Source organism: Streptomyces sp. NBC_00647, assembly GCF_045207245.1.
Taxonomy (GTDB): Bacteria; Actinomycetota; Actinomycetes; order Streptomycetales; family Streptomycetaceae; genus Streptomyces.
The window spans coordinates 2814981-2835798 of record NZ_CP109040.1; the positions used below are offsets into that span (position 1 = coordinate 2814981).

Below are 20818 nucleotides of genomic sequence, written 5' to 3' on the forward strand. Positions count from 1 at the left end.
GAATCGGGGCTCGCCGACGAGGACGGGGGCGGGGGCGGTTCGGGTACGGACATGCGGCTTCGACCTCACAGTGGCGTGGGTTCACGTCACGGAGTGCGAGGACGCGCATCCGTTCCGTGATCCGAACAGGGGGCTCGATCGTCCACGGGCTCCCTGCTCAAGGTCACGGCGCCACGCGTGGACCGGTTCAACTCCCCCGACTTCTTTCGGAAGTCGTCGCCGCAAGTCATTGCTGGCCCGGGCGCCGGGAGGATAGCTTCGGCCTGCACATTCCGTCATGTACCTGCCCGAGCACCATCCGTGTTCGGGCAGCTCCGTTTTCCGGATGATGTGGAGATCCCATGGCTCATCTGCGTTCCAGACGCCGTCTTGCCCTCGCCGTGCCGGTCGTTGTGTCGCTCACCGCCTCACTCGGTTTCCTCCCGGGTGCCGCATCGGCCGCCCCGCTCACCGCGCCCGCCGCGACGACCGCGGACGGGCCGAACCTCTCGTACGTGGTCAATACGAAGACGGACCACCGCACGATCGAGTCGGTGAAGAAGGCGATCGGCGCGGCCGGCGGCAGTGTCGTCATCGCCTACGAGCAGATCGGCGTGATCGTCGTCCACTCGGCGAACCCGGACTTCGGCCGGCAGATCCGGACGGCGCGCGGGGTGCAGTCGGCCGGTGCCACCCGTACCTCGCCGCTGGCCCCCGCGGCGACGACGGACGAGGGCGCGGCGCAGGTGCTGTCGGCCGCCGAGGCCGCCAGGGTCGCGAAGACCGCCGGCGTCGGCGAGGAGCCCCTCGAGGCCGATCAGTGGGATCTGCGCGCGATAGGCGCCGACAAGGCGGCCGCGATCAACCCGGGCAGCAAGAAGGTGACCGTCGCCGTGATCGACGTCGGCGTCGACGACACACACCCGGACATCGCGCCGAACTTCTCCCCCTCGCAGTCCGCGAACTGTGTGGGCGGGAAGCCGGACACCTCGTTCGGTGCGTGGCGCCCGGTGGACGCCGACCACTATCACGGCACGCATGTGGCGGGGGAGATCGCGGCGGCCCGCAACGGCATCGGCGTCGCGGGTGTCGCGCCCGGCGTGAAGGTCTCCGGCATCACCGTGGCCGAGCCCGACTCCACCCAGCTGTTCTTCCCGGAGAGCGTCGTGTGCGCCTTCGTGTTCGCCGCCGACCACGGCGTCGAGATCACCAACAACAGCTACTACGTGGACCCGTGGCTGTACAACTGCCTCGACGACCCCGACCAGAAGGCCATCGTCGACGCCGTCAACCGGGCCCAGCTGTACGCCCAGAAGAAGGGCACGCTGAATGTCGCCGCGGCGGGCAACTCCAACGACGACCTCGACGCGGACGCGCTGACCGACGCCTCCAGCCCCGACGACTCGACCCCGACCACGCGGACGGTCGACCCGCACAAGTGCTCCGACATCCCGACCCAGTTGCCCGGTGTCGTCACGGTCTCCTCGACCGGCGTCAAGGGCGCCAAGTCGTACTTCTCCAGCTACGGCGACGGCGTCATCGACGTCGCGGCGCCCGGCGGCGACCGGTACCAGATCCCGGACACGCCGTCGCAGAACGGCCGCATCCTGTCCACGATGCCGAACAACCAGTACGCCTACCTCCAGGGCACCTCGATGGCGACGCCGCACGTCGCCGGCGTGGCCGCGCTGCTGAAGTCCAAGTACCCCTGGGCGACGCCCGCTCAGCTCCAGGTCCTCCTCAAGGCCCAGGCGGACAACCCGGGTTGCCCGACGGACCCGTACGACGGGAACGGTGACGGCGTCGTCGACGCGACCTGCGTGGGCGGCAAGCACGTGAACGGTTTCTACGGATTCGGCATCGTCAACGCCCTGCGGGCGGTCAAGTAGCAGCTGCCGATGCTCCACGGCCCCGGCCCGCCACCGCGGCGGCCGGGGCCGCGTCGTCCCCGGGCGCCTCCCCTGTTGATCGGGTCCACGCTGCATAGTGCCGGTATGACACATTCACCGATGGCCGCCGCGTGGCAGGAGCTGGGCGGAGACCCCGCGCTGCTTCCCGGGGTCTCGACCGTGGTGCGTGCGGGTGCGCTGGAAGCCCGGCTGCCCGTACGCGCATCGGCGCGCGCCTGCGTGGGCGTGTGCGCGCTGGCCGCCGCCGAGTTGGGGGCCCGCCGGGCCGGGCTCGCGCAGGTGCCGCTGGTGACCCTGGACGACGGCGCCGTCGCCACGGCGTTCGTCAGCGAACGGCATCTGACGATCGACGGGCGCGCACCGGTCTCGTTCGCGCCGCTGTCCCGGTTCTGGCGGACCGCGGACGGCTGGGTGCGGACGCACGCCAACTATCCCCGTCACCGGGCGCGACTGCTGGACGCGTTGGGCGCGGCGCCCGACGCGACCGCGGAGGACGTGGCCGGCGCGCTCGCCGGGCGGTCCGCGCGGGAGGTCGAGGAGACGGTGTACGCCGCCGGTGGCCTCGCCGTCGCACTGCGCACGGCGAAGGAGTGGGCCGCTCACGAACAGGGCGTCGCCGTGGCGCGGCGGCCGCTGATCGAGCGCGGCCGGCCGGGCACGGCGGGCTCGCGCGCCCTCGCCCCGGTCGGCGGCGGGCCGCTGCTGCCCGCCGCCGGGGTTCGCGTCCTGGACCTGACCCGGGTCATCGCGGGCCCGGTCGCCACCCGCACGCTCGCCCTGCTGGGCGCCGATGTGCTCCGGGTGGACGCGCCGGGGCTGCCGGAGGACCCGGACGCGCACGCGGACACGGGCTTCGGGAAGCGCTCGACGGTGCTGGACCTGACGGCCGACCGGCACACCTTCGACGGACTGCTGGCGGCGGCGGACGTCGTCGTCACCGGGTACCGGCCCGGCGCTCTGGACCGCTTCGGGCTCTCCCCCGAGGCACTGGCCGAGCGCTACCCCGGACTGATCGTCGCGCAGTTGTCGGCGTGGGGGACGTACGGGCCCTGGGGCGGGCGGCGGGGCTTCGACAGTCTGGTGCAGGTGGCCACCGGGATCGCCGTGACCGAGGGATCACCGGAGCGGCCCGGCGCACTGCCCGCACAGGCCCTCGACCACGGCACCGGGTATCTGCTGGCGGCGGCCGTCCTGCGCGCGCTGACCGAGCGGGCGGAGGACGGCCGCGGGAGCCTCGTACGGCTGGCGCTGGCGCGGACGGCGGCGTGGCTGACGGACGGGATCGAGCGGGGGGACGCGCCCGGCGCGGCGACGGACCCCACGGCGGAAGTACCGTCCGAGCACCGCGTGGCCGGATCGCCGTACATCCGCCCTGCGGCGGAGCTGCCGTACGAGCATCGCGTGGCCGGGGCGTCGTACGACCGCCCGGACGCCTGGCTGTCCGAGCGGGACAGCCCCATCGGCCGCCTCCGCCACGCCCTGTCCCCGGTCTCGTTCACGGGCGGCCCCGCCGACTGGTCACGCCCGCCGGGACCTTGGGGGACGGACGCGGCCCGCTGGGCGTGAGCCGAGCGCGCCGGGCCGGGCCACGCACTGCGGCGCCGGACCGGGTGCCGGTGTACCGGGCCGGTGCGGTCGGGCCCGCGCGGTCGGGCCGAACACGGCGGCCTGGACGCCGAGTCGGACCAGAGTGAGGGCCGGTCGGGGTGCGGGGGCTGCGGCGCCGTTGTCACCTCAGGCGGCGAAGCCCTTTCCTCGCACGCTCGTTCTCGAACGCCGCACGGGCTACGGTGACTTGCCCGGATACGTGACGGCTGACGAGGATCGCGGGGCGACGTTGACACGACCGACGGCCGCCGAGGCGGCGGACGCGAGCGGGGCGGAGCGACGGCAGGCCACCCGCCGGGCCGTCGCCGTGCTCGGCCTGGTGGCCGTCGCGGCCCTGATCCCGCTGCTCGGCCCGAGCGCCGCGCTCACGGACACCGGAGAGGCCGCGGCGCCCGCCACCGGTGGGATCGCCCTGCTGCGGACGGTGCTGTTCGCGGCGCTCTGCGTCCCCGCGGGGGAACTGTTCGCGGCCCGGCTGGCCCGCCGGGTGCCCGGTGCGCCGCGGGTGGAGGCGCCGCGCAGCTGGGCGGTGTACGCGGCCGCCGCCGGGTTCGTGGTCGCGCTGGGCCTGGCCTCGCTCGTGGCGACGGGCAATCTGCTGCCGCGTCGTCTCTCCGACATGGACGTGGGCGGCCTCTACCAGACCCGGGACGGCAGACTGGCGCTCCTGGAGGTCAACGCGTTCGCGGTGGCCTGGCTCTGCGCCCGGTCACGCCGGCCGGCCGCCCAGGTGTGGCCGCTGGCCGCGGTGGTGCTGGCGGAGGCGCTGCGCGCGCATCCCGCGACGGAGCACGGTACGCCGGTCGGCTCGGCCCTGACGCTCGTCCATATGACGTGCGCGGCGCTGTGGGCGGGCGGTCTGCTGCACGTCCTGCGGCTGCTGGGCGGCTGGCGGGCCGCGCCGGACGTCGCCAAAGGGCCGGGGGCGGACGGGAGTTCACCGGCCGGTGCCGCGCTGCTCGGGCTCTACGCGCGCGTGGCGGCCGTTCTGTTCGCGGCGATCACCGCCACGGGCGTCTGGAGCGCGCTGCGCCGGATGCCGCCCGGCACGATCGTGGACCAGCTGACGTCGACGGCGTACGGGCGCGCCCTGCTCGCGAAGGTCCTCCTCGTGGCCGCCGTCGCCGTCCTGGCGCTCTGGGCACGACTGCGGCTGCGCCGCGCGGGAGACCCGGTCGCCGCCCGCTCCCCCGCGCGCGCGGAGGTCGTGGCGCTGGGCATGGTCGTCGCGGTGTCGGGCCTGCTGACGGCGCTGCCGCTGCCCATCCGGTGGTGAGTCCCGGGCCGGCCGGTGCCCGCCCGTCCGGTGGTGAGTCCGCCGAGGGCTTCCCACCACCGGACGGTGAGCACGCGGGGGCCGGCGCCCTGCGTCAGTGGGTGACGAGGACCTTCAGCGCGGTCCGCTCGTCCATCGCCTTGTAGCCCTCGGGCACGCTCTCCAGGCCGATGGTCAGGTCGAAGACCGGCGAGGGGTCGATGGTCCCGTCCAGGACGTCGGGCAGCAGCTCGGGGATGTACGCGCGCACGGGGGCGACTCCGCCGCGCAGGGCGATGTTGCGGTCGAACATGACGCCCAGGTCGAGACCCGTACCGCTGCCGTGAGGCACTCCGACGAAGCCGATGGCGCCGCCGTCACGGGTGATGTTCACGGCCGTACGCATGGACTGCTCGGTGCCCACCGCCTCGACGACGCAGTGCGCGCCCTGGCCACCGGTCAGTTCGCGCACGGCCTCGACGGCCGCCTCGCCGCGCTCGGCGACGACGTCCGTGGCGCCGAAGCGACGGGCGATGTCCGTACGCGTCTGGTGGCGGCCGAGCGCGATGATCCGCTCGGCGCCGAGCCGCTGGGCGGCGAGCACGGCGCACAGTCCGACGGCCCCGTCGCCGACGACGGCGACCGTCGAGCCCTTGACGACACCCGCGCCGAGTGCCGCGTGGTGGCCGGTGCCGAGGACGTCGGAGAGCGTCAGCAGCGCGGACAGCAGGTGGTCGTCGGAGGCCGCCTCCTTGGGCAGCTGTACGAGGGTGCCGTCGGCGAAGGGAACGCGCACGGCCTCGCCCTGGCCGCCGTCGTAGCCGACGGAGCCCCAGAAGCCGCCGTGCCGGCACGACGTGGTGAGTCCGTCACGGCAGTACTCGCACACGCCGTCCGACCACATGAAGGGCGCGACCACCAGGTCACCGCGTCGGACGCCGCTCACCGCGGAGCCCGTCTCCTCGACGATGCCGAGGAACTCGTGCCCGATCCGCTGCCCCGGCTGCCGGGCCGCCTCGCCGCGGTACGCCCACAGGTCGCTGCCGCAGATGCAGGACCGCAGCACCCGCACGATCGCGTCGGTCGGCAGCTGCACCATGGGCTCGGGGACGTCCTCCACGCGCATGTCGTACGGGGCGTGGATGGTGGTGGCGCGCATGGCGAGGGTCCCTCTCGTGCGGAGCGTCGGTGAGATGCGCTCAGGGGGTGGTTGAGCGCATCTCACCGTACGCCGCCCTCGGCGCGCGTCGCGCGCCGAGGGGGCTCAGCACGCCTCGGACCAGCAGGAACTGGGCCGTGGCATAGGTGAACATGATCCAGAAGTCCGCGTTCGGCAGCTGCGGCCAGCCGGCGACGCCGGTGGCGATGAGGGTGTCCGAGAGCATGAAGAGGGCGCCGCCGAGCCCCGCGACGGGACCGAGCCGCGTGGCGCCGTACGCCATCGCGGTCAGCAGCAGGCTGTAGCCCGCGACGGGGACGCGGAGGCCGGCCGGCAGATCGGGCCACAGGAGGACGACGAGGGCGACGAGGGCGGTGGCGTACGCGCCGAGGAGCCATGCGCTCCGCACGCGTGCCGTTCTCCGGAAGAGCACGAGGTAGCACACGTGCCCCGCCGCGAAGGAGGCCATGCCGACGAGGAAGGCGAGGTCGGCGTCGGACATGAGCGCCAGGTCGCCGCACCAGCCGAGGAGCAGGGCCGCCACGAGCAGCCGGGGTCCGCCGCGCGCACCCGCGTACACGGCGAGCAGCGGCATCAGGAGCGGCTTGGCGACCGTGTGCCCGGCGTCGTACCCGGCGGCCAGGGAGAGGACGTCCACCGCTGTCGCGAGAGCGAAGGCGACGAGCAGGGGGCGGGCGAGACGTGGGGTCACGCGACGGGCTCCGTGGCCGGTGCCTGCGTGACGGACGGCGGGGCGGGCTCCGTGGCCGGGGTCCGCGCCCCGGAAGGCGCGGCGGGCTGCCAGCCGGGCCCGCCGAGGACCCGCCCGGCGCGCTCCCGCCAGCTCCCCGCAGCCCGCACGTCCCGGGCGATGGCGGTGTACTCGTGGGTGGCCACGCGCAGGGGGTTGTACGTGGTGATGTTCTTGGTGAGCCCGTAGACGGGCCGCTCGGTCTCGGCGACCCACGATCCGAAGAGCCGGTCCCAGAGGATGAGGATGCCGCCGAAGTTGCGGTCCAGGTAGCCGCCCTGGGAGGCGTGGTGGACGCGGTGGTGCGACGGGGTGTTGAGGACGAACTCGAACCAGCGCGGCATCCTGTCGATGCGCTCGGTGTGGATCCAGAACTGGTAGACGAGGTTCACCGACGAGCAGAACGCGAGGGCGGCCGGGTGGACACCGAGGGCGACCATCGGGACGTAGAAGGGCCAGGACGTCCAGCCCGTCCAGGGCTGGCGCAGCGCGGTGGTGAGGTTGAACTTCCTGCTGGAGTGGTGCACGACGTGGCAGGCCCACAGGACGCGGATCACGTGGTGGCCACGGTGGGCCCAGTAGTAGAAGAAGTCCTGCGCGAGCAGCATCAGCGGGATCGTCCACCACAGGACGGGGACCCGCAGGGGCGTCAATTCGTAGACCGCCGTGTAGACCGCGACGATCGGGATCTTCCACAGGAAGTCGAAGACGAGGCTGCCGAGTCCCATGCCGACGCTCGTCGCGGCGTCCTTCGTCTCGTATCCCGCGGCATCGTCGTCGGGATGGATCCGGACGCTCACCATCTCGATCACGGCGAGCAGGATGAAGGCGGGTATCGACCACAGCACGACGTCGGGCAGGTTCGGCATGGGTGAACCGTAGATGCGCTGGTCGGCTGCGACCAGGGGCTGTTACCGACAAGTATTACCGCCGGTACGCGCTTGCTTCTTGGTGATCTCCGCCAAAGGCCGTCCGGCGCCCGGCCCGCCCTCACACCCCCGCCGCTCCGAGCAGGGCTCCGGCCGCGTACGTCACCGCCATGGCAAGCGCCCCCCCGGCCATGTTCCGCAGCACCGCGCGCCGCGGATCCGCCGAGCCCAGCCGTGCGCTGCTCCAGCCGGTGAGGGCGAGCGCGGCCAGCACCGAGACCACGGTGACGCCGAGGCGAAGGCCGGCCGGCGGCAGCACGATCGCCAGCAGCGGCAGCAGCGCTCCGGCGGTGAACGCGAGGAAGCTCGCCCAGGCCGCGTGCCACGGATCGGTCAGGTCGTCGGGGTCGATGCCCAGTTCCACGGAGGCGTGGGCCTTCAGCGCGTCCCGCTCGGTGAGCTGTTCGGCCGCCTCGCGGGCCACCTCCCGGGACAGGCCGCGCTGCTCCAGGAGCTCGGTCAGCTCCTCCAGTTCGGCCTCCGGCTGTTCCTTGAGCTCCCGTTTCTCCGTGGCCAGGGCCGCCAGCTCGGAGTCCCGCTGGGTGGAGACGGACACGTACTCGCCCGCCGCCATGGACATCGACCCCGCGAGCAGTCCCGCGAGGCCCGCGGTGAACAGCGCCGCACGGTCGCTCGTGGCGCCGGCCACCCCGACGACGAGTCCCGCGGTGGAGACGATGCCGTCGTTGGCGCCCAGGACGGCGGCCCGCAGCCAGTTCAGCCGCGAGCCGAGCGTGCCGCCGTGGGCCTCGTCGTGCGTCGGTTCCGTCACACGGGGAGGATCGCACCCGGGGCACGGCCGACGCCGCACCGACCCGGCGATTCCCCCGGCCGCACAGCGCCCGGAGGCCACCGAACCGCACTCCCCCGGGCCGCACTTCACCGGGGGACGGCCGCCGCGGCGCTCACCACACACGCACCGAGCCTCCTCTCGCGAACACCGGGCTCGTCGCGTCGGCGGGCGGGGTGTCCAGCGGTTCGGCGATCTCGGCCACCGTGGGGCCGACCTTCGCGGCGATCTCGTCGAGATACGCCAGGTCGAAGCCGTAGACGCGGGCCGCGTTGCCGCCGACCATGGCCGCGATCTCCGCGCGGGGCAGTCCCGCGTACGAGATGCGCAGGCCCTCGCGGGTGTAGGGGTGGGTGCCTTCGTCGTGCGGGTAGTCGCTGCCCCACATGATCTTGTCCAGGCCGATGCGGTCGCGCAGCGGTACCTCGTGGGGGCGCATGAAGCTGGCGCCGACGAAGCAGTTGTCGCGCCAGACCCGCGAGGGCCTCTCGCCCATCGCCGCGGCCAGCCCCGCGCCGAACTTCGACTCGGCCGTGGACGCCTTGCCGACCGCCGCGACCAGCCGCCCGTGGTAGTAGTCCAGCATGTCGAGCACACCGGGGATCCAGCCCGATCCCTGCTCGGTCAGCACCAGTCGCAGTCCGGGGTGGCGGCGGAACGCGCCGCCGAACACCAGGTGCCACAGCGCCCGGTGCGAGAACCAGGTCGTCTCCACCATGAAGACCGCCCGGGCCGCCGGTTCGTCCCCGAGCGGCGGCGAGGCCGAGCCCGCGTGGTGGTTCACCGGGACGCCCAGCTCGGCGCAGGCCGCCCAGATCGGGTCGTACGCCGACGAGTACAGCTCGGGCAGGCCCGACCCGGGGGGCGTGCCGGGCAGCAGCAGACCGCCGCGGAGGCCGGCGTCCACCGACCGGCGGATCTCCTCGACCGCTTCGTCGACGTCGTTCAGGAGGATCTGGAAGACGCCCGCGCGCCGGCCGGGCGCCGCCGCGCAGAAGTCCGCGAGCCAGCGGTTGTGAGCCCGCAGCCCCGCCCAGCGCCGCTCGAACTCCTGCGCCGTGGGGGCCGGTGCCATCAGGGCGGCGGACGGGAAGAACGGCGGGATGGTGTTCGGGAAGACCACCTCGGCGACGATGCCGTCCTCCTCCAGCTCCGCGACGCGCCGGCCGGAGTTCCAGTTCCGGTCGGCGGTGTCGGCGAGCAGGTCCTCGTACGGGTTGACGTAGCCGGCCGCCCAGGCGTCGAAGTCGTCGTGGTACCGGCGCTCCAAGTACGGCTTGTAGTCGAGGAGATCGGCGCCGGCGTGGCAGTCGGCGGAGATGACGGTGTAGCGGTCCTCGGCGGTCATGGGTTCACCCCCAGCACGGGGAAGTCGTGGTCCGTCAGCCAGTGGCGGCCCACCTCGCGCGAGCGCGCCCAGGACGCCTCGACCGCCGACTGGTCCTGCTGCTGCCCCAGTTCGGCCGGCGTGGGGCCGATCCGCCGGGCGAGCGGCGCCAGTTCGGCGAGGTCGAAGCCGAAGACCTCGGCCGCCGCGAGGCCCAGCATGCGGCGCGTCTCCGCCACCGGGATGTCGTGGAAGGTCTTCGCCAGCCAGGCGCGGGTGTCGGGCCAGGTGCCCTCGGGGTGCGGGAAGTCGCTGCCCCAGAGGATGTTGTCGACGCCGATCTCGTAGCGCTGGGCGAGTTCGCGGCGCTTGGTGTTGGTCGCACAGATGAAGACCTGCCGGTCGAGGTACTCGTGCGGGGGCCGTTTCAGCTCCGCGAAGGGCGACAGCTTCTTGCCGCCGTGCGCGCCGAGGTAGAGCCGGTCCATGAACCACAGCAGGTTGGGCAGCCACCAGCAGCCGGACTCCGCGACGCCGAACCGGAGTCCGGGGTGCCGCTCGAAGACCCCCGACCAGAGCAGGAACCAGAGGGGGCGCGCGGGCCACCAGGTGACTTCGGAGACGTAGATCCCCAGGTGGTCGCCGTACTCGTGCCGCGGTGCCGCGCCGGAGTGGGTGACGACGGGCATCCCGCACTCGGCGGCCGCCGCCCACACGGGGTCGTAACGGCGGTCGTGGTAAGGCTCCTTGTCGACCCACATGGAGGGGATCATCAGGGCGCCGAGGCCCGACTCCTTGGCCCGGTACACCTCCGCGACGACGCGCCCCGTCTCGCCGGTCACCGGCAACAGCGCGACCCCGCAGTGCCGTTCGGGGTTCTGGGAGACGAAGTCGGCGAGCCAGCGGTTGTGCGCCCGGGCGCCCGCCATGCCGAGTTCCGGATCCTGGTCGCCGGAGAGGCCGAGGCCCACGCCGAACGGCGCGGCGGTCCGGCTGTCCACGGCGTCAGCGTCGGGGAAGACGACCTCGCCCGCCACCCCGTCGCCGTCCAGCTCCTTGAGGCGCTGCGCGGTGTCCCAACCGCCGCGCAGTCCCTCCTCGTTGTCGTGGAACCACTTGTCCGCGAACGCCTCGTTGCGGACGCCGAGGCGGGTCATCTCCTCGCGGCGCCGGTCGCGGCCCGCGAGGAACTCGTCGAAGTCCCGGTGGAAGCGGGGGTCCAGATAGGGCCGGTACTCCTCGGTGGGAAGTCCGGCGTGGCAGTCGGAGGAGATGATCAGATACGGGTCCTGTTCGTTCACCGCGCCCCCTCAGTCGAGGATGAAGTCTTCGAGGTACGACGGATTCGCCCGGTCGAGCATCGACTGCGACCGCGCCCGGATCTGGCCGTCGCTGTGCTCGCTCTCGGGCAGCAGCCAGAAGCGGTCCTCGCGGATCCCCTCGGCGACGAGGTCGGCGACCTGTTCGACGGGGGTGAACCGCACGTCGTGGCCCGCCTGCTCCATCGCGGCCTCCCACTGGGCGAGGCTGCGGTACGGGGTCTTCCGGGGCCGTGCCTTCGCGTACCGCGCGGGCCGGTTGCGGTGCGACTCCCACAGACCCGTGCGGAGCATGTGGGGTCCGGGGAACAGCACGGAGGCCCCGACGCGCGCGTGCTCCGCCTTCAGATGCGCGTACAGCGACTCGGTCATCGTCACCACGGCCGCCTTGGTGACGGCGTACACGGAGGCGGTGGGCAGCGGGGCGATCCCGCCGTCGCCGGACGAGGTGTTGACGACGTGGCCCGGTTCGCCCCCGGCGATCATCCGGGGCACGAACGCCTGGACGCCGTGGAAGACGCCCCACACGTTGACGGCGAAGGCCCACTTCCAGTCGTTCGGGTCGTGCTCCCACATGCGGCCCTCGGCACCGGAGCCGACCCCGGCGTTGTTGCACAGGACGTGCACCGCGCCGTAGGTGCCGTACACGTCCTCGGCGAGCGCGACGACCTCGGAGCGCTCCCCGACGTCCACCACGCGCGCGTGGACGTCGGCGCCGTCCTCGCGCAGTTGCCCGGCGGCCTTCTCCAGGGCGCCCTCCTCGACGTCGGCGAGAACCACCTTCAGGCCGTCCGCCGCGAACCGGCGTGCCATCGCGAGCCCGATACCGCTCGCCGCGCCGGTGACGACGGCGACCTGCCCTGCGCGGAGCTCCATCAGACGCTCCCCTCGGGCGGCCCGTCGAGAATCTGCCGCGGATCGTCGTAGCGCTGGTGGATGTACGGCAACAGGGCCCGGCCGCTGACGCGTTCGGCGACCCGGCCCTTCTGGTCGGTGGTCTTCTCGCCGAGGGTGATCTCCAGCAGCCGGCGTACGGGCAGATCGGCGACCGGGTCGTACATCGACTCCCGCAGGACGACGTCCCCGGTGACGCGCTCCAGCTTGCGGACCTTCTCGTTGCGCACGCAGTGCACGAGGACCGGGTCGGCGTCGAAGCCCGAACCGTCCACCGCGGGAAGGAACTTGAAGTAGAAGTCGGTCTTCTGCGCGGGCTCGGGCAACGGCAGGGCCCCGCTCACCGCGCCGCGCACCTCGACGAAGGCGATGCCGTGCCGGGCGAGCGCGGCGCGCACCACGAGACCGTCGCGCTCGACCGTCACCTCGCCGAGCTTCTTGGGCTCTCCGAAGACCTCGCGGCCGCCGATCAGGGCACGCTCGTGGGTCATCGGCATGACCAGCGGATACCAGCCCTCGACGTCGTCGTGCGCGGCCGCGACGGCGAACGAGCCTGCTCCCAGCGGGTATCCGGGCAGATCGACCTTGCTGATGTTGACCCGCACCAGGGGCCGTGCGGTGGGTTTCAGCGGGGGCGGCAGGACCGCCGCGACCGCGTCCGGGTCGCTCTCCCAGACGGCCACCACACCGGTGGACCAGATGTCGGGGAGCTTGGAGCTCGCGGTACGCGCGGCGGCGATCTCCGCCTCGGTCCGCGCGCCGTACCTCACTCGTGCCATGCCGTACCGCCCTTCACCGGAGACACAACAGGTTTCTGATGGTCCGTCACTGGCGCCTGTAACAGAGTTACAGCAGAGTCGGCGAAGGGTAAATACGCGTGCGGACACGGACTTGGGAGCACCATGGGAAGACCGGCACTCACGCGGGACGAGGTCCTGGAGACCGCCGCCGGGCTGGTGAAGCGGCACGGCCCGGACGCCCTGACGATGCGAGGACTCGCCGCCGAGCTGGGCACCGCGGTCACCTCGATCTACTGGCATGTCGGCAACCGGGAGTCGCTGCTCGACGCCCTCGTCGAGCGCACGGTCGCCGACCTCGGCGAGATCCGCCCCACCGGGCGCACACCCGCCCTGCGCGTCGTCTCGGTCGCCCGCGCCCTGCGCCGACAGCTGCGCGACCATCCGCATCTCGTCGCGATGGTCCACGAACGCGGGCTGACCGAGCGCATGTTCCTGCCCGCGCAGCAGGCGCTGGTGCGCGAGGTGCACGCGGCGGGACTGCGCGGTGCGCGGGCCGCCGAGGTCGTCCGCGCGGTGCAGTTCCAGGTCGTCGGCTTCGTTCTCGTCGAACGCAACCGGGAGCGATCGCCCCTGCAGCGGCCCGGCGAGGAGGACCTGTGGGACGCGCTGACCGCGGAGGACGATCCGGGCCTCGCTCGGGCGCTGGCCCGGCCGGTCGACCCGGAGAGGCTGTTCACGACCTCGGTGCGGGCCCTGGTGGACGCCCTGCTCGCACCCTGACCCGGCCCCGCGGGTCACGAGCGGCCACGGCGACGGAAGCAGGCGGTACGGGGAGCGGAAGCAGGCGCACCGGCGGAACGGGGAGCGGGGGCCGGTGTCCGCGCGCCCCCGGCGTCAACTCGGCGACCGGCGGAGCGGTTGGGTGCGTCCACGCGCGCGTGCCCCGGTGGCGGCGCCGACCGGCTCCCGGAACCGGGAAGGCGGCAGCGGGAGTGTCAGTCATGGCCCGTATCCTCATTGACCATGCTCGAAGACCTCACGACCGCAGCGTCCCCAGCCTCCTGGCCGGCCGCGTATCCGCAGGGATACGCGGTCGTTGACGTGGAGACCACAGGGCTGGCCCGCGACGACCGGATAATCTCCGCGGCCGTCTACCGGCTGGACGCCCGCGGCGAGGTCGAGGACCACTGGTACACGATGGTCAATCCGGAGCGGGACCCGGGTCCGGTGTGGATCCACGGACTGACGAGCGAGATGCTCGAAGGGGCACCGCTCTTCCAGGACGTCGCCGAGGAATTCGCCGCTCGGCTCGACGGCCGCGTGCTGGTCGCGCACAACGCGGTCTTCGACTGGTCCATGATCGCGCGGGAGTACGCGCGCGCGCAGCGCGAGGCGCCGGTGCGCCAGCGCCTGTGCACCATCGCGCTCTCCAAGGAACTGGGCCTGCCCCTGCCCAACCACAAGCTGGAGTCGCTGGCCGCGCACTTCGGTGTCGTGCAGCAGCGGGCGCACCACGCGCTGGACGACGCACGCGTGCTGGCCGAGGCGTTCCGGCCGAGCCTGCGGGCCGCCGCGCGCGACGGCGTGCGCCTGCCGCTCCTCGAGTGCCGGCCGCTCAAGGAGTGGTCCGACAGCGCCGCGGCGCCACGGATCGGCCGGCAGTCCTCCGGGAGCTTCGCGTCCGGCGGCTACCCGTCGGGGAGTTGGCGCCCCTCCCGCAAGCGCCCCGCATGCCCCCATCCCAACCCAGGCCGGTACGACTCGGACAAACCACTCAAACAGGGCATGCGGGTCGCGTTCTCCGGGGACACGTCCGTCGATCGCGAGCTGCTGGAGGACCGGGCCATCGAAGCCGGACTGCATGTCGCGACGAGCGTGTCCCGGCTCACCAGCCTCCTGGTGACGAACGACCCGGACTCCAGCACGTCGAAAGTGGTCAAGGCCAAGCAGTTCGGGACACCGGTGATCGACGAGGCGGCGTTCGGACAACTGTTGCGGGACGTCGAACCCGCGTCGGAGGGGTGACGACGTACGGGTGATTGACGGGCGACTCGCCCGTCACCCGCTCGCCCGCACCGCCCCGGCACCCCACCCTGTGGCGCATGGCGAGATGCGAAGTATGCGGCAATGACTACGGAATGACCTTCGAGGTGCACGCGCAGGGCGCGGTGCATGTCTTCGACTGCTTCTCCTGCGCGATCCACCGGATGGCCCCGATCTGCGAGCACTGTCGCGTCCAGGTCATCGGCCAGGGCGTCGAGGTCGAGGGCCACTGGTACTGCGGCGCGCACTGCGCCCGCGCGGAGGGGAAGGCGGGGATCGTCGACAAGGTCTGAGTCCCGGCAGGGCCCGGGACGGGGCATCGATCCGGCCCTCGGCGGGACCCTCCCGTCGAGGGCCGAATCGTGCCGAGTAACGTCAATGGGGTGTACCGCTTCCTCTTGTCCCGGCAGTGGGTGATCCTCACCCTCGTGGCCCTCGCGCTCATCCCGACGATGATCGAGCTGGGCTTCTGGCAACTGCACCGGCACGAGCACAAGGTCGCCCTGAACAAGGTGATCTCCGACTCGCTCGCCGCGAAGCCGGTACCCGCGGAGACGCTCACCGCGCCGGGACAGCGCGTCCGGCACGACGACCTGTACCGCCGGGTGACCGCGAAGGGGCACTTCGACACCGCGCACGAAGAGGTCGTCCGCCGCCGCACCAACTCCGACGGCGAGGTCGGTTACCACGTCCTGACCCCGTTCGTCCTGGCCGACGGCCGCGTGCTCATGGTCAACCGGGGCTGGGTGGCGGCCGACGGCGCACAGACCGCCTTCCCCAGGATCCCGGCCCCCTCCCAGGGCGAGATCACCGTCACCGGCCGACTGATGGCCGACCAGACGACCGCCGACAGCGGCATCAAGAACGTCCAGGGTCTGCCCGACCGTCAGGTCATGCTGATCAGCAGCGAGCAGCAGGCACGGCGGCTGGGCAAGCAGGTCCTCGGCGGCTACATCGAGCAGACCGCGCCGGAGTCCGAGGGCGGCTCCCCCGAACTGATCCCCGACCCCGAGCACGGCGACATCGGCCCCCACATGGCGTACGCGATCCAGTGGTGGCTGTTCTCCGCGGGCATCCCCGTCGGCTGGGTGATCCTGGTACGTCGCGAGCGCCGCGACCGGGCGGAGGCCGCGGCCGCGCAGACCGCGCCGGAGGCGGAACCCGCGGCGGTGTGACCCGGGGCACGGGCCCCACGGGCGCGGGGTACCAGCTCCGTCCCCGCTCGCGCCACTCCGGCGGCCCGATTGGCCGTCGCCCAGGTCGGGAACCCGTCCTCCGTGCACCGACGCATCGAGGACTACGCGCTCATCGGGGACGAACAGACCGCCGCTCTGGTGGGCCGCGACGGCTCCGTCGACTGGCTGTGTCTGCCCCGCTTCGACTCGGCGGCCTGTTTCGCGGCCCTGCTGGGCGACGAGGACAACGGTCACTGGCGGATCGCGCCCGAGGGGGCGGACTCGTGCACCCGGCGCTCGTACCGCCCGGACACGCTGGTACTCGACACCGAGTGGGACACCGCCGAGGGGTCCGTCCGGGTGACCGACCTGATGCCGCAGCGCGAGCACGCCCCCGATGTCGTACGCGTCGTCGAAGGAGTCAGCGGCCGGGTACGGATGCGCAGTCTGCTCCAGCTGCGGTTCGACTACGGCTCGGTCGTGCCGTGGATGCGCCGCTCCGGCGGCCACCGGGTGGCGGTCGCGGGGCCGGACTCGGTGTGGCTGCGCAGCGAGCCGCCCGTGCACACCTGGGGCCAGGACTTCCGCACGCACTCGGAGTTCACCGTGGCGGCCGGCGAGAAGGTCGCCTTCGTCCTGACCTGGCACCCCTCGCACCGGCCGCGGCCGCCGCTCTGCGATCCCTTCGAGGCGCTGGAGACCAGCGTCCAGGACTGGCGGGCGTGGGCGGCGCGCTGCCGTTACGACGGGCCGCACCGGGATGCCGTCGTGCGCTCCCTGATCACCCTCAAAGCCCTCACCTACGCGCCGACCGGCGGCATCGTGGCCGCCCCCACCACCTCGCTGCCCGAGGAACTCGGCGGCGTCCGCAACTGGGACTACCGCTACTGCTGGCTGCGCGACTCCACGCTCACCCTCGGCGCGCTCCTCTCGGCCGGCTACCACGAGGAGGCCGAGGCCTGGCGCGACTGGCTGCTGCGCGCGGTCGCGGGCGACCCGTCCGCTCTGCAGATCATGTACGGCCTCTCGGGAGAACGCCGGCTCCCGGAGTACGAGATCCCCTGGCTGTCCGGCTACGCCGGTTCCTCGCCCGTCCGGGTCGGCAACAGCGCCGTCGAGCAGTTGCAGCTCGACGTGTACGGCGAGGTCATCGACTCGCTGTCGCTCGCCCGGCGTTCGGGCCTGCCGTCCAGGCCGCACATGTGGCGGGTGCAGTGCGCCATGATGGAATTCCTGCGGGTCGCCTGGCGGCAGCCGGACGAGGGGATCTGGGAGGTGCGCGGCCCACGCCGGCACTTCGTGTACTCCAAGGTGATGGCCTGGGTGGCCGCCGACCGCGCCGTGCGCACCCTGGAGGACGACCCGTCGCTCGACGGCGATCTGGAGGGCTGGCGGGCGATGCGCGACGAGGTGCACCGGGAGGTGTGCGAGCGCGGCTTCGACCCCGGCCGGAACACGTTCACACAGTCCTACGGTTCGCCCGAGCTGGACGCCGCCCTGCTGCTCATCCCGCGCGTCGGCTTCCTGCCGCCCGACGACCCCCGGGTGGTCGGCACGATCGACGCGGTCCGCGCGGAACTCGCCCCCGACGGCTTCCTGCTGCGCCGCTACAGCGCCGCGACGACCGGTGTCGACGGGCTCCCGGGCGGTGAGGGCACGTTCGTCGTCTGCTCGTTCTGGCTCGTGGACGCGCTGCACCTGACGGGCCGTACGCGGGAGGCGCGCGAGCTGTTCGAACGGCTGCTCGACCTCACCAACGACGTGGGGCTGCTGTCCGAGGAGTACGACCCCGTCGCGGGCCGCCAGCTCGGCAACTTCCCGCAGGCCTTCAGCCACATCGGCCTCGTGGTGTCCGCCCTCAGCCTGTTCGGCGTCGACAAGTCGGGGGAAGCGGAAGGGGGCACACCACCGGGATAGGGAAGGATGGGGGCCATGGATCTTGGACTGAAGGATCGTGTGTACGTCGTCACGGGAGCCACCCGGGGCCTGGGCAACGCCGCCGCGCGTGAACTCGTCGCCGACGGCGCGAAGGTGATCGTCACCGGACGCGACGGGAAGAGCGCGGCCGGCACCGCCGCCGCGCTCGGCGCGAACGCGGTCGGGATCGCGGCCGACAACGCCGCCCCCGAGACCCCGGCCCGGCTGATCGCCGCCGCCCGTGACCACTTCGGCGGCTTCGACGGCATCCTGATCAGCGTCGGCGGACCGCCGCCCGGGTTCGTCGCGGACAACACCGACGAGCAGTGGACGGCGGCGTTCGAGTCGGTCTTCCTGGGCGCGGTGCGGCTGGCCCGCGCGGCCGCCGCGGAGCTCGGCGAGGGCGGTGTCGTCGGCTTCGTGCTCTCCGGCTCGGTGTACGAGCCGATCCCCGGGCTGACCATCTCCAACGGTCTGCGTCCCGGGCTCGCGGGCTTCGCCAAGTCCCTCGCGGACGAGCTGGGCCCGCGGGGCATCCGCGTCGTCGGCCTGCTGCCGTCCCGCATCGACACGGACCGCGTCCGCGAGCTGGACGGCCTGTCGGCCGACCCCGAGGCCACCCGGGCGGTCAACGAGTCCCGCATCCCGCTGCGCCGCTACGGCACCCCGGAGGAGTTCGGCCGCACGGCCGCGTTCCTGCTCTCCCCCGCGGCGTCCTACCTCACGGGCATCATGGTGCCGGTGGACGGCGGCATGCGGAGCGGGTTCTAGAGCCGTCCACCGGGCCCGCCCCGGAGGCAGGCGGGCCGGCCGGGACCGCCCGCCCGGCGGCGGTGGGCCCAGCAGGCGCCCGCCCGGACGCGGACGAGCCTGCGGGGCCGTCCCGCGAGCGGGAGGAGTATCTCCAGGCCGGACCGGGAGCGGGCAAGCCTGCCCGGAACCGGTCAGAGCATCCGGACCGTCCCGGAAACGGGCGGCCCGCCAGGGCCGCCCCGCGAGCACGCGCCGCTCAAGTCACGTGCTCCGCACGGTGCTTGACCCCGCCGAGCCGGACCCCCGCGCAGAACGCGCCGAAGCCACGGACACGACGCCCCCGGCAGGACACCCCAGGAAACGGGCAGACCCCGCCCAGGCCGTCCCGTACACGGGCGTCGCACGCGGGCGTCCCTCAAGTCACGTGCTCCGCACGGTGCTTGACCCCGCCGAGCCGGACCCCCGCGCGCAACGCGCCGAAGCCACGGACACGACGCCCCCGGCAGGACACCCCAGGAAACGGGCAGGCCGCCGAGGCCGTCCCGTACGCGGGCGTCGCACGCGGGCGTCGCACGCGGGCGTCCCTCAAGTCACGCGCTCCGCACGGTGCTTGACGCCGCGCAGGCGGACCTCCGCGGGGAGAGCGGCGAGGCCGGCCGAGTCCCGGGCGTGGGCGAGCGCCTCCGAGGTCAGCAGATGCAGCGCGTGCCCGGGGTCCACATGCGGTTCCAGCAGGAGCCGTACGCGCGCCTCGGGCAGACTGCGGCGGCCGGTCAGATGCACCTGCGCCTGGTCGACGCCGCCCAGCCGGGCCGCTTCGGCGGCCAGCACGCTCTCCAGGGCCCGCCCGCGCAGCAGCGCGCCCTCGCCGTCGCCGGTGTCGACGAGCACGTCGGCGAGCCGTCGGCGCCGTACGTCCGCGACCAGCCACCACAAAGCGAGCAGCAGGAGCACCGCGAGCGCGGCGATGACGGCGGGCCACCACCAGCCCTCGTCCCGCCACCGAGTCCGTTCGGCATTGCTGAGCAGCACGTCGTGCCGCCCGTCGTGGATCCACCACGAGGGCGGCCGTACGCCGAGTCCGATGGCCAGCACGGAGCCGCCGAGGGCGAGCAGCACGAGCCCGACGAAGCCGATCAGTACGCGGTTGACGATCCGGAGCACGGACCTCACCCCTTCCGTCCGGGGCGCGCGACACGCACCGACAGGGCGGGCGAGCGGGCCAGCCCCAGCCCCTTGATGCCGTCGGCGAGCGTGGTGTCGAGGTCGGCGCGCACGTCGTCGAGTTCGCGGAAGTGCGACACCGCCCGGACGTCGACCTTGCGGCGCTTCACGCGCACGCGGACCGACTGCACGCCGGCGACCTCCATGGCCCGGTCGCGGAGCGCCATCGCGGCGGCCATCCGGTACAGCCCGGCCCGGACATCGGCGTGGGTGCGCCGCATCGGCAGCACGTCCCGCAGTCCGGGCGTGGCCGCGAGGACGATCAGCCAGAGTCCCACCGCGGCGGCGATCCCGGCACCGACGAGGACCGCGGTGTCGTCGAGCGGCCGTTCGGCGAGCTGGTGGGCCAGCCAGGTGCGCCAGCGCAGGGCGGACCTGCCGGCACGCACGGCGGCGACGTCGTACAGGAACGCGCCCGCGGCGACGAGGAGCAGGATCGCCAGGATGCCCGCCGGGACACGGCGAGCGGACCAGAACCGGCCCTGGCGGCCGTCCTCCTCTTCCACGGTGTCCAGCGGTTCGTAGGCGGCCGCGGAGGCGGACTGCCCGAGCGCGCCCGCGTCGTCGGCCTTCTCCAGTACGGGCAGTTTCCGGGTGCTGTCGGAGCCCTGGGGCTCGCTCATTGCGTCCTCCCCTGTGCCGTGCCGGGCCCGTGCGCCAGGTGCAGCCGCTCCACCTGGACGGCCACCTCCGGTACTTCCATTCCCGCCAACGCCCTTACCCGCTCGGCGACATGACGACGCACCGCACTGCAGTGGGCACCGATGTCGGACGGGTAGCCGAGTTCCAGGCTGACCCGGACCTGGGCACTGTGCGTCGGCGCGTCACCCGGTCCGCCGGAGCCGGCCGTCTGCCGCCGCACGACGACCGTCGCGTGCGGCGGCACGGCGTCGGGCGGCGGAGGGGGCAGCGCCTCGCGCGCCGCCTGCGACGCGATCTTCGCGACGACGCGGTCGGCGATCCGGGTGGCACCGCGCTCGGGGGCCGCGACGGTCGTCAGGCCCGGCCGTGTCTCACCGAGCCGGTCGACATGACCTGGCACGCG

General features: G+C 73.2%; 20 protein-coding genes. 9 read left to right on the forward strand and 11 right to left on the reverse strand.

Features of this window, described 5'->3' with window-relative positions:
* The first annotated feature begins 341 nt into the window (after window positions 1–341).
* From OG788_RS12410 to OG788_RS12420, 3 genes are all read left to right on the forward strand, one after another.
* The gene (locus tag OG788_RS12410) at window positions 342–1868 is read left to right on the forward strand and encodes a S8 family peptidase (RefSeq protein WP_406370715.1); all 1527 of its coding nucleotides are present in this window, start codon (window positions 342–344) and stop codon (window positions 1866–1868) included.
* A 105-nt stretch (window positions 1869–1973) separates the two neighbouring features.
* Window positions 1974–3455, forward strand: a complete 1482-nt coding sequence (locus OG788_RS12415; protein WP_406370717.1) for a CoA transferase — start codon at window positions 1974–1976, stop codon at window positions 3453–3455.
* 271 nt (window positions 3456–3726) lie between these two features.
* Window positions 3727–4773: a CopD family protein gene (locus OG788_RS12420; RefSeq protein ID WP_406370718.1), complete on the forward strand. Its 1047-nt coding sequence runs from the start codon at window positions 3727–3729 to the stop codon at window positions 4771–4773.
* Window positions 4774–4867: 94 nt separating this feature from the next.
* Here the strand turns inward: OG788_RS12420 and OG788_RS12425 are convergent, their stop codons facing one another.
* From OG788_RS12425 to OG788_RS12460, 8 genes are all read right to left on the reverse strand, one after another.
* On the reverse strand, window positions 4868–5911 hold the full coding sequence (locus tag OG788_RS12425; RefSeq protein WP_406370719.1) for a zinc-dependent alcohol dehydrogenase family protein: 1044 nt from the start codon (window positions 5909–5911) through the stop codon (window positions 4868–4870).
* Window positions 5912–5951: 40 nt separating this feature from the next.
* Window positions 5952–6623 carry a lysoplasmalogenase gene (locus OG788_RS12430; RefSeq protein ID WP_406370721.1) on the reverse strand — a complete coding sequence of 224 codons (672 nt, stop codon included), beginning with the start codon at window positions 6621–6623 and terminating at the stop codon, window positions 5952–5954.
* Window positions 6620–7531, reverse strand: a complete 912-nt coding sequence (locus OG788_RS12435) for a sterol desaturase family protein (protein WP_406370723.1) — start codon at window positions 7529–7531, stop codon at window positions 6620–6622. Before OG788_RS12435 ends, OG788_RS12430 begins: the two co-directional genes overlap by 4 nt.
* Before the next feature lie 121 nt (window positions 7532–7652).
* On the reverse strand, window positions 7653–8363 hold the full coding sequence (locus OG788_RS12440) for a VIT family protein (RefSeq protein WP_351537650.1): 711 nt from the start codon (window positions 8361–8363) through the stop codon (window positions 7653–7655).
* Window positions 8364–8496: 133 nt separating this feature from the next.
* On the reverse strand, window positions 8497–9729 hold the full coding sequence (locus tag OG788_RS12445) for an amidohydrolase family protein (protein ID WP_406370725.1): 1233 nt from the start codon (window positions 9727–9729) through the stop codon (window positions 8497–8499).
* Window positions 9726–11009: an amidohydrolase family protein gene (locus OG788_RS12450; RefSeq protein ID WP_406370726.1), complete on the reverse strand. Its 1284-nt coding sequence runs from the start codon at window positions 11007–11009 to the stop codon at window positions 9726–9728. The genes OG788_RS12445 and OG788_RS12450 overlap by 4 nt, the downstream gene beginning before the upstream one ends.
* Window positions 11010–11018: 9 nt before the next feature.
* The gene (locus OG788_RS12455) at window positions 11019–11903 is read right to left on the reverse strand and encodes an SDR family NAD(P)-dependent oxidoreductase (RefSeq protein ID WP_406370728.1); all 885 of its coding nucleotides are present in this window, start codon (window positions 11901–11903) and stop codon (window positions 11019–11021) included.
* Window positions 11903–12700 carry an acetoacetate decarboxylase family protein gene (locus tag OG788_RS12460; protein WP_351537638.1) on the reverse strand — a complete coding sequence of 266 codons (798 nt, stop codon included), beginning with the start codon at window positions 12698–12700 and terminating at the stop codon, window positions 11903–11905. Before OG788_RS12460 ends, OG788_RS12455 begins: the two co-directional genes overlap by 1 nt.
* Before the next feature lie 123 nt (window positions 12701–12823).
* Here OG788_RS12460 and OG788_RS12465 point away from each other — a divergent pair, with 123 nt between their 5' ends.
* The 6 genes from OG788_RS12465 (at window position 12824) to OG788_RS12490 (ending at window position 18567) form a co-directional block, all read left to right on the forward strand.
* A complete protein-coding gene (locus OG788_RS12465; RefSeq protein ID WP_406370730.1) occupies window positions 12824–13441 on the forward strand; it encodes a TetR/AcrR family transcriptional regulator in 618 nt (205 codons plus the stop codon).
* A gap of 243 nt (window positions 13442–13684) precedes the next feature.
* Window positions 13685–14686 carry a DEDDh family exonuclease gene (locus tag OG788_RS12470; protein WP_351537632.1) on the forward strand — a complete coding sequence of 334 codons (1002 nt, stop codon included), beginning with the start codon at window positions 13685–13687 and terminating at the stop codon, window positions 14684–14686.
* Window positions 14687–14763: 77 nt separating this feature from the next.
* The gene (locus tag OG788_RS12475; RefSeq protein WP_078943477.1) at window positions 14764–14997 is read left to right on the forward strand and encodes a hypothetical protein; all 234 of its coding nucleotides are present in this window, start codon (window positions 14764–14766) and stop codon (window positions 14995–14997) included.
* A gap of 90 nt (window positions 14998–15087) precedes the next feature.
* Window positions 15088–15879, forward strand: a complete 792-nt coding sequence (locus tag OG788_RS12480) for an SURF1 family protein (protein WP_406370732.1) — start codon at window positions 15088–15090, stop codon at window positions 15877–15879.
* Window positions 15880–15981: 102 nt separating this feature from the next.
* Window positions 15982–17796, forward strand: a complete 1815-nt coding sequence (locus OG788_RS12485; RefSeq protein WP_406370734.1) for a glycoside hydrolase family 15 protein — start codon at window positions 15982–15984, stop codon at window positions 17794–17796.
* Between the two features lie 15 nt (window positions 17797–17811).
* The gene (locus tag OG788_RS12490) at window positions 17812–18567 is read left to right on the forward strand and encodes an SDR family oxidoreductase (RefSeq protein ID WP_406370736.1); all 756 of its coding nucleotides are present in this window, start codon (window positions 17812–17814) and stop codon (window positions 18565–18567) included.
* A 567-nt stretch (window positions 18568–19134) separates the two neighbouring features.
* On the opposite strand, the gene amaP is transcribed toward OG788_RS12490, so the two are convergent.
* The 3 genes from amaP to OG788_RS12505 are packed head-to-tail and all read right to left on the reverse strand — an operon-like array spanning window position 19135 to window position 20815.
* A complete protein-coding gene (gene amaP / locus OG788_RS12495; RefSeq protein ID WP_406370738.1) occupies window positions 19135–19722 on the reverse strand; it encodes an alkaline shock response membrane anchor protein AmaP in 588 nt (195 codons plus the stop codon).
* Window positions 19719–20396, reverse strand: a complete 678-nt coding sequence (locus OG788_RS12500) for a DUF6286 domain-containing protein (protein WP_406370740.1) — start codon at window positions 20394–20396, stop codon at window positions 19719–19721. Before OG788_RS12500 ends, amaP begins: the two co-directional genes overlap by 4 nt.
* On the reverse strand, window positions 20393–20815 hold the full coding sequence (locus OG788_RS12505; protein WP_406370742.1) for a hypothetical protein: 423 nt from the start codon (window positions 20813–20815) through the stop codon (window positions 20393–20395). Before OG788_RS12505 ends, OG788_RS12500 begins: the two co-directional genes overlap by 4 nt.
* Window positions 20816–20818 lie beyond the last annotated feature (3 nt).

Bases quoted from the DNA above. Each gene is read 5' to 3' on its own strand.
- OG788_RS12410 (WP_406370715.1), top strand. From the start codon at position 342: ATGGCTCATCTGCGTTCCAGACGCCGTCTTGCCCTCGCCGTGCCGGTC.
- OG788_RS12415 (WP_406370717.1), top strand. From the start codon at position 1,974: ATGACACATTCACCGATGGCCGCCGCGTGGCAGGAGCTGGGCGGAGAC.
- OG788_RS12425 (WP_406370719.1), bottom strand. From the start codon at position 5,911: ATGCGCGCCACCACCATCCACGCCCCGTACGACATGCGCGTGGAGGAC.
- OG788_RS12435 (WP_406370723.1), bottom strand. From the start codon at position 7,531: ATGCCGAACCTGCCCGACGTCGTGCTGTGGTCGATACCCGCCTTCATC.
- OG788_RS12445 (WP_406370725.1), bottom strand. From the start codon at position 9,729: ATGACCGCCGAGGACCGCTACACCGTCATCTCCGCCGACTGCCACGCC.
- OG788_RS12455 (WP_406370728.1), bottom strand. From the start codon at position 11,903: ATGGAGCTCCGCGCAGGGCAGGTCGCCGTCGTCACCGGCGCGGCGAGC.
- OG788_RS12460 (WP_351537638.1), bottom strand. From the start codon at position 12,700: ATGGCACGAGTGAGGTACGGCGCGCGGACCGAGGCGGAGATCGCCGCC.
- OG788_RS12465 (WP_406370730.1), top strand. From the start codon at position 12,824: ATGGGAAGACCGGCACTCACGCGGGACGAGGTCCTGGAGACCGCCGCC.
- OG788_RS12470 (WP_351537632.1), top strand. From the start codon at position 13,685: ATGCTCGAAGACCTCACGACCGCAGCGTCCCCAGCCTCCTGGCCGGCC.
- OG788_RS12475 (WP_078943477.1), top strand. From the start codon at position 14,764: ATGGCGAGATGCGAAGTATGCGGCAATGACTACGGAATGACCTTCGAG.
- OG788_RS12490 (WP_406370736.1), top strand. From the start codon at position 17,812: ATGGATCTTGGACTGAAGGATCGTGTGTACGTCGTCACGGGAGCCACC.
- OG788_RS12500 (WP_406370740.1), bottom strand. From the start codon at position 20,396: ATGAGCGAGCCCCAGGGCTCCGACAGCACCCGGAAACTGCCCGTACTG.